The following is a 14,208-nucleotide window of genomic DNA, read 5'->3' on the forward strand; positions in this document are numbered from 1 at the left end:
TGCCAGGAGCCAAGGTGCAACGGGTGCGCGTAAAAAAATGGCTGTGGATGGCATTGTTGCCACCTGGACTGGTGTTGCTGATTATAACGCTGCTGCTGTGCTCGCCAAAGCCTGAGCTATATAGCAACTACGCCCAGAGCAGCGCTTATTTTGCTGACGGTGGCGAGCTATTAAGCTTACGTCTGGCGTCGGATCAGCGTTATCGTTTGCGTGTTGCGCTTAGTGATATTGCGCCGGTATTACGCCAAGCCACCTTGCTATACGAAGATCGGCAATTTTATAGCCATGTCGGTGTTGATGCTAAGGCCATAATACGTGCTTTCTGGCAGGGCGTTGTGCAAGGAGGCAGGCGGCAGGGGGCTTCAACCTTAAGTATGCAGCTGGCGCGGCTACGTTATCAGCTAAACACGAGCAGTATAAGCGGCAAGTTGCAACAACTGGCGTATGCCTTGTATCTGGAGTGGCATTTTAGCAAAGATGACATTTTAGAAGCCTATTTTAATTACGCGCCCTATGGCGGTAATATTGAAGGCGTGGCTGCAGCCAGCTTGATTTATTTTGCCAAAGAAGCCCATCGGCTGACACTGCCCGAGGCCCTGGCGCTGAGCGTTATTCCGCAAAACCCAAACCAACGTAGCCCGCTAAGTAACGCTGGCGTGCAGCAGCTGGAGCTGGCGCGCCAGCGTTTAGCTACGCTGTGGTTAGAGCATTATCCGCTGCTACAGCCCGATGCTGCAGGGCGTTTAAGCTTGCCGCTGACATTTAACACCCGTACTGATCTAAGCTATGACGCACCGCATTTTATTAATCAATTACAAACACAAGGACATACAGCGGGCCGGTTCTATACCAGCTTACAACTGCCGTTGCAGCAGCAGATGCAACAAAAGCTTCGGGCCTATCTGCGCCGGCATAGCGACAAAGGTTTTACTAATGCCAGCGCCTTACTGATAAAACGCAGTACGCTGCAGGTGCAGGCCTGGCTGGGATCTGCCGATTTTAATAATGCTGCGATCAGTGGTCAGGTCGATGGTGTTACGGCACTGCGTTCACCAGGTTCGGCGCTCAAACCTTTTGTATATGCGCTCGCCATGCAACAAGGGCTTATTCACCCGCATACGCTGCTTAGTGATTTGCCACGGCGTTATGGCAGTTTTAACCCAGAGAATTTTGATCGCCAATATGCCGGCCCCATCAATGCCACCGAGGCGTTGATTAACAGCCGAAATGTGCCCGCAGTGCAATTGCAGGCGCGTCTAACCGCACCGGATTTTTATCACTGGTTAAAACAGGCCCAAGTACCGCTGACTTTTCCTGCCCAGCACTATGGCCTGGCCTTAGTGCTGGGTGGCATGGAAATTAGCATGCAGCAGCTGGTGCAACTCTATGCCATGCTGGGTAATGGCGGTAACTGGCAACCTATAGTTTGGCAAGCCAGTGCCGGCAGCAAGGCGTCTCAGGCGCTGTTAACCCCAGAAGCGGCGTTTTTAACCTTGGATATGCTGCGCCAGCATGCTAAACCACAGGCCGGTTTACTTAGCGAACTGGTAGACACGACGCCGGTAGCATGGAAAACCGGTACCTCTTACGCGTTTCGTGATGCCTGGGCTATCGGGCTAAGCGGTGATTATGTGCTTGCAGTGTGGTTGGGTAACTTTGACGGCAGTAGCAATCCTAATTTGATTGGTCGCAGTGCCGCCGGGCCTTTGTTATTTGAGTTATTTGCACTGCTGCCGCAGGACAACCTTGCCAATCAGCAGCTATTTAACAGTAACCAGCAGTTAAACCTGAAACAGGTAGCGCTTTGTAGTCGCAGCGGTGACTTAGCGAATAAATATTGTCCGAAGACCCGACCTGGCTGGTTTATTCCCGGGGTTTCACCGATTAAGCTGTCAGAGGTGCATCGGGCGGTGCCGGTATATGTCGATAGCGGCCTGCGCGCCTGCTACCACCAACCACCGCAAACGCAGTTGCAGGTATATGAGTTCTGGCCGTCAGACTTTGCCAATGCATACCAGCTATCTGGCCTGGTATTGCAAAAGCCACCGCATTATCAAGAAGCATGTACTGGCCAGCAGTTCTCGCAACAGGCGCCCAAAATTCGCTCGCCACAACCGACGTTAACCTATCAATTGGGCAAACAGGCAGCGCAGCAGCAAATTGCGCTGCAGGCCAGTTTTGACGGCGCGGTAACAAAAGCACACTGGTTTATTGATAATCGTTATTTAGGCGCTGTAGCACCGGGCGAAACCCTGTTTTGGCAAGGCGAAGCCGGCGAGTTTCAGCTTAGGGTGGTGGATGATTTAGGCGGTGTTGCCAGCCAGTTGCTGCGGGTGAGTACAAACTAAAAACAGGCTGCTGGGAGCCGGGCCGGACAAGGTGCAATATATTAGTACCTAAACATTGCAGTGCTGGTGACTAAAATGTAATCTTGCTGCGAAAATTTAACGGATAGGTAATAAATCAGGATGTTTATGCAGTTTTTTAAATCATTAGTGTGCGCAGTAGTGCTGATTACCGGTTGTGCGCAGGCGGCTGAGCCGGATATGGTGGCGGAGTTTAGTAAAGATGCTACTTATAGCGATGTTAAATTATCGCCAGATGGTAAGTTTCTTTCCGTGGTTGTTAGTTTAAATGGCAAGAAGGCTTTGGGCTTTGTCGACCGTTCTAGCTATAACATGGTGAATGCGATTCAGTTTGGCGGTGAATACGAAGTAGGTGACTACCATTGGGTAAATGATGAACGCGTAGTGATAAAAATGGTGGCATCACTACCCTGGAGTAAAGAGCCAGCCTATTACGGTGAGCTATATGCGGTAAACTGGAACGGTAGAATGGGCTCGATGATCTACGGTTATTCTGCGGCCGAGCAACAAACAGGTAAGCTTATCAAACAACGTGAGGCGACGCAGGGCTGGGCTGAAATTGTTGATTTATATACTAAAGATGACCGAAAAATAGTCATTTCCAGTACACCATGGGGCCAGGATGGTAACCGGGTGCCTGAACTGCTGTTAATGGATGTCTATAGCGGTAAAACACGTAAAATTGCGCATGGGCCGGCAGCTTACAGTAATTTTTTGGTCGATGATGACGGTGAACCGGTGTTAGCTTTTGGGGTAGATAAGCATAATGATCGTGTTGTGTTTCGTTATAACCAAAAAGATGAGGACTGGACAGAAGTACCAAAACAGAAGTTCGGTAATGACTTCAGGCCAATTGGCTTGAACGACACCAAAGATGGCGTTTATGTATTTGACGATTTTCAGCAAGATAAAATGGGTCTGTTTGAGCTGAAATTAGCCGATTTTGCTTACACTGAAGTATTTACCGATGCCAAGGTCGACATTAGCAGCTTTGAAGCCACCAAAGAGGGCAATAACGTATTTGCTTTTAAACTGGAAGATGGCAACCCCAGCTATGCGTTGTTCACCGAAAAATATGCTGAAGCCAAACTATTTAAAGAGTTATTGACTATTTTCCCTGGTGAAGCGCTACATATCACCAGCAAAACTGATGATGACAAACTGTGGGTGGTATACAGCTATTCGGATACAAACCCGGGTACCTATTATTTATATGATGCTGAAAAAAAATCTATTGGTCAGTTGTTTAGCACAAGGCCTTATCTGGCCGATGTGAAATTAGCTAATACAAAACCGATCTCGTTTACCTCCTTTGATGACACCGTAATACATGGCTATTTTACCGCAGGTAAAAATCAAACTGAGCATAAACCACTAATTGTTAATGTGCATGGCGGCCCACACGGTGTGCGTGATCATTGGGGATATGACGGTGAGGTACAATTGCTGGCCAATGCCGGTTATTCTGTGCTGCAGGTTAACTTCCGTGGTTCAGGCGGTTATGGCAATAGCTTGCTCAGAGCGGGTTATTTGCAATGGGGCGATGCCATTCAGCGCGACATTATAGCCGCAACAGAATGGGCTATTGCCAGCGGTATGGCCAAAGCCGGTAATGTTTGTATTATGGGTGCTAGTTTTGGTGGCTATGCTGCACTGCAATCTGCTAGTTTGGCACCAGACTTGTTTAAGTGCACTGTTGGTGTCGCTGGCGTTTACGATTTAAATATCATGAAATCAGATGGCGATATTCCGCTCAAATCTTTCGGTATTTCATACCTGGATCAGGTTCTGGGTTCAGATCAGGCTCAGTTGGATGCGTATTCTCCGGTAAACCAGGTAGCGAAACTTAAAGCGGCAGTATTAATTGCCCATGGTAAACGTGACAAGAGAGCACCGCTGGAACATGCGTTAAGGTTAAAAAAAGCGTTAGATAACGCCGGTAAACCTTACCAGTGGCTTGAGTTTAACGATGAAACCCATGGCTTTTATTCACCACAAAACCGTGAAGTGTATTATCGAAAACTACTGGAGTTTTTACAAACTCACCTGAAAAACTAAAGCAGGTTTGCGTTTTGCTAAGTGGGGCGCTGCAGTATAATAACAACAATTTATGTTAAGAGTTGCTTATGTACTGCGCCCACTATGCAGCTAAACGCTGTCAGTCTTGCCATTGGCTGGACAAAATTTACCCTGAACAACTGGCGCTAAAGCAGCAACAGTTACTTGCATTACTGGCCCCGGCACAAGACACAAAAGTGCTTGAGCCGGTAGCCTCTGCTGAGCAGGGCTTTCGTTACAAAGCCAAAATGGTAGTACTGGGTACGGTAGACACTCCGGTGCTGGGCATTGTTAATACACAGGATGACGTGGTCGATTTAAGCGATTGTCCACTGTATCCGCCGGCGTTTTCCCCGGCCTTTGCCTTGTGTAAAGCCTTTATACAGCGGGTAAGATTAACCCCTTACGATATTGCTACCAGGCGCGGCGAGCTGAAGTTTATTCTGCTTAGCCAAAGCCGGCACAGCGGCCGTTTTATGCTGCGCTTTGTGCTGCGTTCAAAAAACTGTCTGGCATCGATTGAAAAACACTTACCTTGGCTGTTGCAACAGTGGCCAGAGCTTGAGGTGTGTTCGGTAAACCTGCAACCGTTGCCTGCCGCAGTGCTGGAGGGCGAACAAGAGATTATCCTGACACAGCAAACACTGTTAGCCGAGCAGCTAAACCAGGTGCCGCTGTATTTAACGCCACAAAGCTTTTTTCAAACCCAGCCGGTGATGGCCGCTGCGCTATACCAAACGGCAGCCGATTGGGTTGCGCAGTTGCAACAGCAGCACGGCGATTTTAGCCGAATTTGGGATCTGTTTTGCGGTGTCGGCGGCTTTGGTTTACATCTGACTAAGCCGGCACAGCAACTCACCGGTATTGAAATTGCTCCTGCGGCTATTGCCAGCGCCACACGCTCGGCCAAAGAGTTGGGGCTAACGCAGGTGCAGTTTCAGGCGCTGGACTCCGCAGCATTTGCTGCTGCCTCAGCGCAAGCGCCGGATTTGTTGGTGGTTAACCCGCCCCGGCGGGGCCTGGGTAAGCAGCTGTGTCAGGATATTGCACGACTGGCACCGCGCTGGTTGCTGTATTCCAGTTGTAATGCGCAAACTCTGGCAGAGGATTTAGCGGTACTAACAGACTATAAGCTTCTGAAAGTACAGCTGTTCGATATGTTTGCTCACAGCAATCATTATGAAGTGCTGACACTGCTGCAAAGGCGGGTGTAACCCCGCAGTTGCATCCTGTATATCTCAGTATATACTGTATCAATATACAGTAATATTGAGTGTGATATGTCGGCGTTACTTCAACAATTAGCCAGACGCCAGCTGCTATGGCACGGCAACAGCCAGCAGGCAGCGTATCAGGCGGTAAGCTCTGGCTACCCACAGCTGGATCAACAGCTGGCCGGTGGCTTTCCATCTACCGGCCTTATTGATATTCAAACAAACACCGGCATTGGCGAGCTACGGCTGTTACTGCCCTATTTGCAGCAGCAACAACAGCATAGCGGCCGCTTACTGGTGTTTATCTCGCCACCGGCACAGCCGTGTGCTGATATGCTGGTTACGGCCGGCATAGTGCTGTCGCAGTTAGTGATTATTACACCTAAAACGGCCAAAGAAGCGCTGTGGGCAGCAGAGCAGTGCTTACAAAGTGGCTGTTGTGCTTCGGTATTAATGTGGCAGGTGCCGCTGAAGCTGGCGCTGGCGCGGCGTTTACAGCTGGCGGCAGAGCAGGGGGGGGCCAGTCTGGTGTTGCTGCGCCGGCCGGCAGCCAGCCTGAGTTTGCCGGTAAATTTAAGCCTTGAGCTAACACCGCACCAACATGGGCTGCAGCTTAGCGTGCACAAACGCAAGGGCGGCTGGCCGGCCGCGGCATTTTTGCTGGATATGCAGCAGCACTGGCCGGCTTTGTATCCGGCTGCGGACAGCGCAGCATTACCACAGCGTAAGGCTGGCTAAGATGGCGCTGTATTTGTATCTGCATTTTCCAGCGCTACAGTGCGATAGCATTACCGACCCGGGGCAACAAGCTTTACCGCTGGCGGTAGTGGATGCGCAGCATAGTATTATTCAGTTAAATGCACAGGCGGCCGCGCAAGGTGTGCAACTGCAGATGGGGCTGGCGACCGCTGCCGCACTGTGCCATAACCTGCAACTTATCCCCTATCAGCCACAGCAACAACAAGCCGTGTTAAGGTCGATTGCACAGCAGCTTTATCAGGTGAGTGCTGACATTGCCTTGGATGGACCGGACGGCCTGTATTTACGCTTATGCAATATGTTGCAGTTATATCAGGGGCTGGCCGGTTACCGGGCGGCGTTAATGGCCGCTTTGGCGCTACTGCCTTATCAATATTATTACGCCAGCGCCGCCACACCTTTGGCGGCGAAATGTCTGGCGCTGCAGCGGCTTAATTTGCTGACGCAAGACAGCATCGACACAGAAACAGCGCTTAAACGCAGCCCGCTTAGCTTTACAGAGCTGGAGCCGGATATACAGCAGCAACTGCAACGCTTGGGTATTGCCAGCCTGGGGCGTTTATTGGCGCTATCGACAACAGAGCTGGCGCGGCGTTTTGATAACCGTTTGGTCAGCTATCTTGGCCGTTTACGTGGTGAGTTTTTTCATGCGCTGGAGTATATCCGGCCCGAGCCCGGCTTCAGCCGGTATCTGGAGCTGTTGTATGACATCAGTGATATGGCAGTACTCAGCGCACCGCTTAGCAGGTTACTACAGCAACTGCAGCAACAGCTACAGCGCAACAATGCCTTGTGCCATCAACTGACACTGCGCTTATATTGCCGTGACAGCGAGACACAAAACTACAGCGTTGGCTCGGCGCAGGGCGAATACCGCGCGGCAAACTGGCTGAAGCTGTGTCAGTTGCAACTGGAAAACCATCGTCTGACCGCGCCGGTATATGGCCTGCAACTTGAGGCTACACATTTTATGCCGCAGCAGGCACAAAGTGACGATTTATTTGCGCCACAGCAGGGCAACGTATCGGCCTTGCAGCTGGTGTCGTTGCTGCAAGCCAGGTTAGGCAGCAATGCAGTAAGTGGCCTTAGCCTGCAAAACCAGCATTTACCCGAGCAAGCCAGCGGCCGACCGCTGCCGTTGTTGCAAACTAAACCGCTGGCCGGGGCTTTGTTGCAACGGCCGGCATTTATATTGCCACAGCCGCGGCCACTGCAAGAAGCGGTAGAGATTAGCAGCGGGCCAGAGCGTCTGTGCCCCGATGGCTGGCAACTGGCGGCGCAGCGTGATTATTTTATTGGCCGCAATGGCAAAGGCCAATGGTTGTGGCTGTATCGCACCGCGCAGCAACAATGGTTTGTGCACGGTTTGTTTAGTTAGCTGCTGCCTATGCGTTACGCTGAACTGTTTTGTCAAAGCCACTTTAGTTTTTTGCACGGCGCCTCCAGCCCGCAGGAGCTGGTGCAACAAGCGGCAGTGCTGGGCTACAGTGCGCTGGCACTGACCGATGAATGTTCGGTAGCCGGTATAGTGCGGGCTTACCGGCAAATTAACGAGCAAGCGCTTAATATTAAACTGATTGTCGGCAGCTATTTTAAGCTGGATAAGCTTGAGCTGGTACTGCTGTGCACGGACAAAGCGGCTTACGCCGAGCTGTGCCGCATTATTACTAATGCCAGGCGGCGCAGCACTAAGGGCGAATATTGCTTAACCGAATGGGATCTTATGTCACTGCAGCACTGCCTGCTGCTGTGGCTACCCAGCGGCGATAGCGACACTGATACACACTGGGCCAACTGGCTGCAAAAATATCACGGCGAGCGGCTGTGGCTGGCCATGCGCCGCGAGCTTAGCCATAATGAAGCCGCTTTTAACCATTATAGCCAGCAACTGCAACAGCAGTATCAGTTAAAGGCTGTAGCCTGTGGTGCTGTGCTAATACATATTCCCGGGCGGTTGGCGCTGCAGCACTGCATAACGGCCATTAAAGCCGGTAAACCCTTGGTGGAGCTGGGCCGCCAGCTGCTGAGTAATGCCGAGCGCGCACTGCGCCCGCTGGCGAAGCTGGAGAAACTGTTCAGTGCTGAGTTACTAGAGCAAAGCGATATTATTGCCGCGCGCTGCACATTTTCGCTGCAGGAGCTGAAATACCAGTACCCCAGCGAGCTGGTGCCAGAGGGCGAAACTGCTGCCGGTTATTTAGCACGGCTGGTAGTAGCAGGCAGTGCATTACGCTTTCCGGCTGGTTTGCCAGCGCGGGTGCAGGCCATTATCGACAAAGAAATGGCGCTTATCACCGAGCTTAACTACGAATACTTTTTTCTCACCATTTATGATGTAGTGCAATTTGCCAAAGCGCGCGGCATTTTGTATCAGGGCCGCGGCTCGGCGGCCAATTCGGTAGTGTGTTATTGCCTGGAAATAACCGCGGTAGACCCAGAGAAAATACAGGTGCTGTTTGAGCGGTTTTTATCGCGTGAGCGCAAAGAGCCGCCGGATATCGATGTCGACTTTGAGCACGAGCGGCGCGAAGAAGTGATCCAGTATCTGTATCAAAAATACGGCCGTGAACGCGCAGCGCTGGCCGCTACGGTCATTAGCTATCGCTTTAAAAGTGCGCTGCGTGATGTTGGTAAAGCGCTGGGGCTGCCCATCAGCCAGCTGGATTTTTTAGTGAAAAACATTCAACGGCGCGACCCGGCATTAAGCTGGCAGCAACAACTTGGCGCGCTGGGGCTTAACAGTAATAGCCAAATCACGCAGCAGCTTATTACGCTGGTGGAGCAACTGCGCGGCGCCCCGCGGCATTTATCGCAGCATGTCGGCGGCTTTGTTATCTCACAAGGGCCCTTGTATGAACTGGTGCCGGTAGAGAACGCCGCCATGGTCGACAGAACCGTGATCCAATGGGATAAAGACGACCTGGAAACGCTGGAATTGCTAAAAGTGGATGTGTTGGCGCTTGGTATGTTAACTGCCATTCGCAAGTGTTTTACGCTGCTAAAGCAACACGAACAGCAGGAGCTTAGCATCGCCGGTATCAGTGCGCTGGGTGATGCGGCGGCGGTGTATCAGATGATACAAAAAGCCGACACCGTCGGGGTGTTTCAGATTGAATCGCGGGCGCAAATGAGCATGCTGCCCCGGCTTAAACCGGCCTGTTATTACGACTTGGTGGTACAAATTGCCATAGTGCGGCCCGGGCCAATTCAGGGCGATATGGTGCACCCGTATTTAAAACGGCGTGATGGCAAAGAAGCGGTAGACTATCCGTCTGAGGCGGTGAAAACAGTGTTGCAGCGCACCTTGGGCGTACCGATATTTCAGGAGCAGGTGATCGCGCTGGCGATGGTGGCTGCCGGCTTTAGTGGTGGCGAGGCCGATCAGCTGCGCCGGGCTATGGCCAGCTGGAAGAAAACCGGTGAGCTGCAGCAATTTAAGCATAAACTAATTGATGGCATGCAAAGCCGCGGTTATACGCTGGAATTTGCTGAGCGTATTTATCAGCAAATTTGCGGCTTTGGAGAATATGGCTTTCCTGAGTCGCATTCGGCCAGTTTTGCGGTGTTGGCCTATGTCTCTGCCTGGTTGAAGCATTATTATCCGGCCGCCTTTTGTACTGCCTTGCTTAACAGTTATCCGATGGGGTTTTATAGCCCGGCGCAGTTGCTGCAGGACGCGCGGCGCCATGGTGTTAGCGTGTTGCCGCTCTGTGTTAATCAATCGCAGTGGGATCACAGCCTGCAACAGCAGGGCAAGGCCATAAGGCTGGGCTTACGGCAGATTAAAGGTTTAAGTCGTGCCGGTGCAGAGTTACTGTTAAAACTGCGCCCGCTTGGTGGCTATCGTGATGTACAACAATTGCGCCAAACCGGGCTTAGCCGCAGCGACTTACAGGCGCTGGCCAGTGCCAATGCTCTAAGTAGCATTAGTGGCGATCGCTACAACAGCCGTTGGCAATTGCTGGATACGCAGCACAGCCTGCCGCTGTTTGCAGCCGGGCAGGAACCGTCTGAACCGGCGCTACAGCTGGCACAAACGGCGCCGGCTTATTTGCCGCCTCCGGGTAAAGTAGAAGAAATGCTGGAAGACTACGCGGCTACCGGCCTTACGTTGTCAACCCATCCGTTGGCACTGCTGCGCCAGGCCGGCAAATTACCACGCAGTGTGGCGGTGGAGGAGTTACACCGCGTGCGGCATAACAGCCCGGTGCGGGTTAGCGGCCTGGTAACGTTGCGCCAAAGGCCTGGCACCGCTGCCGGCGTAACCTTTATGTCGCTGGAAGATGAAACCGGCACCGCCAATGTGCTGGTGTGGCTGGCCACGGCGCAGGCACAGCAAAAAAGCTTTTTAACCGCCACTATTTTGCAGGTAGACGGTATTTTACAGCGCGAGGGCGAGGTTACCCATATTATCGCCGGCAAGCTGGTTGACTTATCAACACTTTTGGCTGAACTTAGGCTGTCGTCACGCGATTTTCATTAACGGGAACTGCTATGTTATTGCAAGCCTCACAAAGCCTGGTATTACTGATTGATATGCAGCAAAAGCTGGCACCGGCTATTTTTGCCAGCAAAGAAGTCGAGCAGGCTGCAGCCTGGGTGCTGCAGGTCGCGTTGCAACTGGACGTACCGGTGTGGGCCACCGAGCAATACCCGCAAGGTATAGGTGCGACCTTACCGGCGCTGGCAGAGTTGATACCCGAAACGCAGGTACTGCAAAAAATGCATTTTAGTGCACTTAAAGAGCCGCATATTGCCAGCAGCCTGGCCTGTACTGAACGTAAACAAATAGTGGTGCTGGGTACCGAAGCCCATGTTTGTGTGCTGCAGTCGGTAATGGATTTATTGGCGCTGGGCTATCAGGTGTTTGTGGTAGTAGAAGCCGTGGGCTCGCGCACGGAGCAAAATAAACAACTGGCCTTAAACCGCATGCAGCAAGCCGGTGCACAAGTTATCAGTAAAGAAATGCTGGCGTTTGAATGGTTAGAATGTTGCGGCACTGATACCTTCCGTCAGATCAGCAAGGGCTGGATCCGTTAATGCGTTGCTGCTGGCTACTGTTACTTTTTGCGCTGCCGCTGCAGGCCGATAAGCTGATTGAGCAGCAGCTGCCGGATTTTTATCAGCAACTGCTACCACAAGCATCCTATCCGCTGGGCTGGAATAAAGAAAAATTCGTTGATATTCAGCATTGGCGCCAACAGGGCCGGGCGGCACTGCGTGCAGCCTTGCTGTGGCCGGATGAGCCGGTTGATTTTGCTGCAAAATTGCTTGAAACCGAACAACGCGACGGCTACAGCGCCCAGCTCTGGTCGGTGCAGCTAACCAAACAAAGCCGGGTGCAGTTGATGCTGTTGCAACCTGATACTGCCAAGCCTGCGCCGGCGGTGTTACTGCTACACGATCACGGCGCCCGCTTTGACATTGGCAAAGAAAAATGGATACAGCCGTTTGCAACTGACGAGCGCTTGCCCTCGGCGCAGCAGTGGGCCGCTAAATACTTTAGCGGAAACTTTGTCGGCGATGCACTGGCCAAACAGGGCTATCTGGTGTTGGCGGCGGACACCTTTGGTTGGAGCGATCGCGGGCCGATAGAATTTAACGCCCAGCAGGCGCTGGCCGGCAATATGTTTATGCTGGGCCGTTCACTGGCCGGTATGGCCGCTTATGAAGATTTACGGCTGGTACAGTATTTAAAGCAGCTGCCACAGGCCGACAGCAGCCGGCTGGCCGTACTGGGTTTTTCGATGGGGGCTTTTCGTGCCTGGCAATTAGCGGCGCTGACTGATGATATCAAAGCCGGGGTGGCGATAGCCTGGTTAAACAGCTACCGACATTTAATTACGCCCGGCAATAATATCCTCAAAGGTCAGTCGGCGTTTTATATGCTGCATCCGGGCTTAGCGGCAAAACTGGATATCCCTGATATGGCGGCGCTGGCAGCCCCCAAAGCGATGCTGTTTATTAACGGCGGCAAAGACAAGTTAATGCCCAAGGGCGGGGTCGACTATGCCTATGCGCAACTGGCAACAGTGTGGCAGGCGCATGGCGCGCCGGGCAAGCTAACAACGACATTGTATCCGAACTACGGCCATGAGTTTAACGCCGAGCAGCAACAGCAGGTGTTTAACTGGTTAGCGGCTCAGTTGGCAACTAACTGATCGAGCAGCATGGCCAGCCTTACCGCAGCCTGCTGTACGCGTTGCTCTAACACGGTTTGATACCGCTTAACATAAGCCTCATCGAGTAACATGCCGGGTTTATAGTGCTGATAAATTTCAACCGTGATGGCTGCAGATTCGTTGGCCCAGCTTAGTACATCACCTTGTTGCCATGTTAGCCGACGTTCTGGGCTGATCTGCGCCAGCAAACCGCTGAATTTTGATGGTTCAGTTTCATAGCCCAGCTGTTTTAGTAGCCCAAAATCCCACACCCCGTGCAGATTATTTGGCTGGCCGAAAAAATACACCGCGGTGCGGTTGCCGCCCAGATCATCAGCAAAACTGACATGCAGTGGTTGGTGTAAATCAGCAATATGATGAGCTAAAAACAACAATGCCTGCCAATCTGCCGGGTTATCTATCAGCCGGTGCTGCATATCGCTAATGGCAGACAAAATACAGCCTTGAGCCGGGCAGTGTTGCATGCTGACAGCTGTTTCGCCGCGCGCCATATTGACATAATGATGTGGTGCGCTCCATTTAAACGCCTCTTGCGAGCGTACTTCATCCGGCCAGGAACACGCATTGCCAAACTTAGTGTGAGGCGCCGGTTTTAGCAGCGTATCAAGTTTTATTTTGGTATCGCTATTTACCAGTTGATAGGCTAAATCACACACCAGTTGATGGCCGGTTTTGCCAAAGGCAAACACGGGCTGGCTTAACAACAATAAGACTGCGGCGATAATAATACGCATAGCTTACTCCGGCACCAGCTGGTGCACCTGAAACTCTCCTTGTGCACTTAACAGCGGCGCCAGTTCACTCAATGCAACACGCATATCATTTGCAAGGGTATAAGGCGGGTTAATGACTAACATACCGCTGCCGGTCATGCCAAAGCCGCTGCTATCTGGTATTGGGCAGTATTCAATGCGCAGTTGATCTTTAATGCCTGTGGCGACAATAGCGCTGATAAATGCTTCTACCGCTGCGCGCTCGATAACCGGATACCAGATTGCATAAGTCGCTTGCGGAAAGCGCTGATAAGCGCTTTGCAAACCGGTAACCACATCCTGATATTCGGTTTTAAGCTCATACGGTGGATCAATTAATACCAGGCCGCGTTTATGTAGCGGCGGCAGCATGGCTTTAAAGCCTGCCCAGGCATCCATATGCTCAATACGGCTATGACGACGCCGGACAAACTGGCTGGCCAAAATAGGGTGGTCTGTTGGGTGAAGCTCGGTCGCTTGAATACTGTCGCTGTTACGCAGCATCATGGCAGCAATTTTCGGTGAGCCAGGGTAAAACGCCAATTCATCATTGGTATTGAGTTGTTTAATCAGCTCGATATAACGCACCAAAGCCGGGCTAGCCGCTTGATATTGCCACAATTTGCCAATACCGGTTTGATACTCGCCGGTTTTTTGTGCCTGCTCAGCTAATACGCTATAAAGCCCCGCACCAGCATGGCTGTCGTGGTAGCAAAACGGCTTATCTTTTTGCAGCAGGTAATCCAGAATGGCCACCTGAACCAGGTGTTTAACCACATCGGCATGATTACCGGCATGATAACTGTGGCGATAACTAAGCATAAACAAGGCCTGTAGCGGCAAATTTAAAGGCCGTCAGCATACTGCGCGAGCAGAA

Annotated in this window: 10 protein-coding genes; 8 read left to right on the plus strand and 2 right to left on the minus strand. The window is 51.8% G+C overall.

Annotation, left to right across the window (positions count from 1 at the left end):
- The first annotated feature begins 14 nt into the window (after positions 1–14).
- From pbpC to I4W93_RS02880, 8 genes are all read left to right on the plus strand, one after another.
- Positions 15–2,348 (plus strand): penicillin-binding protein 1C, encoded by a 2,334-nt coding sequence (pbpC, locus tag I4W93_RS02845; RefSeq protein ID WP_224673226.1) that lies wholly within the window; start codon positions 15–17, stop codon positions 2,346–2,348.
- A 126-nt stretch (positions 2,349–2,474) separates the two neighbouring features.
- On the plus strand, positions 2,475–4,424 hold the full coding sequence (locus I4W93_RS02850; RefSeq protein ID WP_205309941.1) for an alpha/beta hydrolase family protein: 1,950 nt from the start codon (positions 2,475–2,477) through the stop codon (positions 4,422–4,424).
- A 68-nt stretch (positions 4,425–4,492) separates the two neighbouring features.
- Positions 4,493–5,638, plus strand: a complete 1,146-nt coding sequence (gene rlmC, locus I4W93_RS02855) for a 23S rRNA (uracil(747)-C(5))-methyltransferase RlmC (RefSeq protein ID WP_205309940.1) — start codon at positions 4,493–4,495, stop codon at positions 5,636–5,638.
- Positions 5,639–5,704: 66 nt separating this feature from the next.
- Positions 5,705–6,376, plus strand: coding sequence for a translesion DNA synthesis-associated protein ImuA (gene imuA / locus I4W93_RS02860; RefSeq protein WP_205309939.1), 672 nt, complete (start codon positions 5,705–5,707; stop codon positions 6,374–6,376).
- Between the two features lies 1 nt (position 6,377).
- Positions 6,378–7,775 (plus strand): Y-family DNA polymerase, encoded by a 1,398-nt coding sequence (locus I4W93_RS02865; RefSeq protein ID WP_205309938.1) that lies wholly within the window; start codon positions 6,378–6,380, stop codon positions 7,773–7,775.
- A 9-nt stretch (positions 7,776–7,784) separates the two neighbouring features.
- Positions 7,785–10,880, plus strand: a complete 3,096-nt coding sequence (locus I4W93_RS02870; RefSeq protein ID WP_205309937.1) for an error-prone DNA polymerase — start codon at positions 7,785–7,787, stop codon at positions 10,878–10,880.
- Positions 10,881–10,891: 11 nt separating this feature from the next.
- The gene (locus I4W93_RS02875; protein ID WP_205309936.1) at positions 10,892–11,437 is read left to right on the plus strand and encodes an isochorismatase family protein; all 546 of its coding nucleotides are present in this window, start codon (positions 10,892–10,894) and stop codon (positions 11,435–11,437) included.
- Positions 11,437–12,558 carry a dienelactone hydrolase family protein gene (locus I4W93_RS02880; protein ID WP_205309935.1) on the plus strand — a complete coding sequence of 374 codons (1,122 nt, stop codon included), beginning with the start codon at positions 11,437–11,439 and terminating at the stop codon, positions 12,556–12,558. The genes I4W93_RS02875 and I4W93_RS02880 overlap by 1 nt, the downstream gene beginning before the upstream one ends.
- Here I4W93_RS02880 and I4W93_RS02885 read toward each other — a convergent pair.
- Positions 12,540–13,313: a S1/P1 nuclease gene (locus I4W93_RS02885; protein WP_205309934.1), complete on the minus strand. Its 774-nt coding sequence runs from the start codon at positions 13,311–13,313 to the stop codon at positions 12,540–12,542. The genes I4W93_RS02880 and I4W93_RS02885 overlap by 19 nt on opposite strands.
- 3 nt (positions 13,314–13,316) lie before the next feature.
- Positions 13,317–14,153 carry a 23S rRNA (adenine(2030)-N(6))-methyltransferase RlmJ gene (locus I4W93_RS02890; protein WP_205309933.1) on the minus strand — a complete coding sequence of 279 codons (837 nt, stop codon included), beginning with the start codon at positions 14,151–14,153 and terminating at the stop codon, positions 13,317–13,319.
- Positions 14,154–14,208 lie beyond the last annotated feature (55 nt).

Source organism: Rheinheimera maricola, assembly GCF_016918075.2.
Lineage (GTDB): Bacteria > Pseudomonadota > Gammaproteobacteria > Enterobacterales > Alteromonadaceae > Alishewanella > Alishewanella maricola_A.

Coding starts and splice junctions, on each gene's coding strand:
- I4W93_RS02865 (WP_205309938.1), top strand. CDS start 6,378: ATGGCGCTGTATTTGTATCTGCATTTTCCAGCGCTACAGTGCGATAGC.
- I4W93_RS02870 (WP_205309937.1), top strand. CDS start 7,785: ATGCGTTACGCTGAACTGTTTTGTCAAAGCCACTTTAGTTTTTTGCAC.
- rlmC (WP_205309940.1), top strand. CDS start 4,493: ATGTACTGCGCCCACTATGCAGCTAAACGCTGTCAGTCTTGCCATTGG.
- I4W93_RS02875 (WP_205309936.1), top strand. CDS start 10,892: ATGTTATTGCAAGCCTCACAAAGCCTGGTATTACTGATTGATATGCAG.
- I4W93_RS02850 (WP_205309941.1), top strand. CDS start 2,475: ATGCAGTTTTTTAAATCATTAGTGTGCGCAGTAGTGCTGATTACCGGT.
- I4W93_RS02880 (WP_205309935.1), top strand. CDS start 11,437: ATGCGTTGCTGCTGGCTACTGTTACTTTTTGCGCTGCCGCTGCAGGCC.
- I4W93_RS02890 (WP_205309933.1), bottom strand. CDS start 14,153: ATGCTTAGTTATCGCCACAGTTATCATGCCGGTAATCATGCCGATGTG.
- imuA (WP_205309939.1), top strand. CDS start 5,705: ATGTCGGCGTTACTTCAACAATTAGCCAGACGCCAGCTGCTATGGCAC.
- I4W93_RS02885 (WP_205309934.1), bottom strand. CDS start 13,313: ATGCGTATTATTATCGCCGCAGTCTTATTGTTGTTAAGCCAGCCCGTG.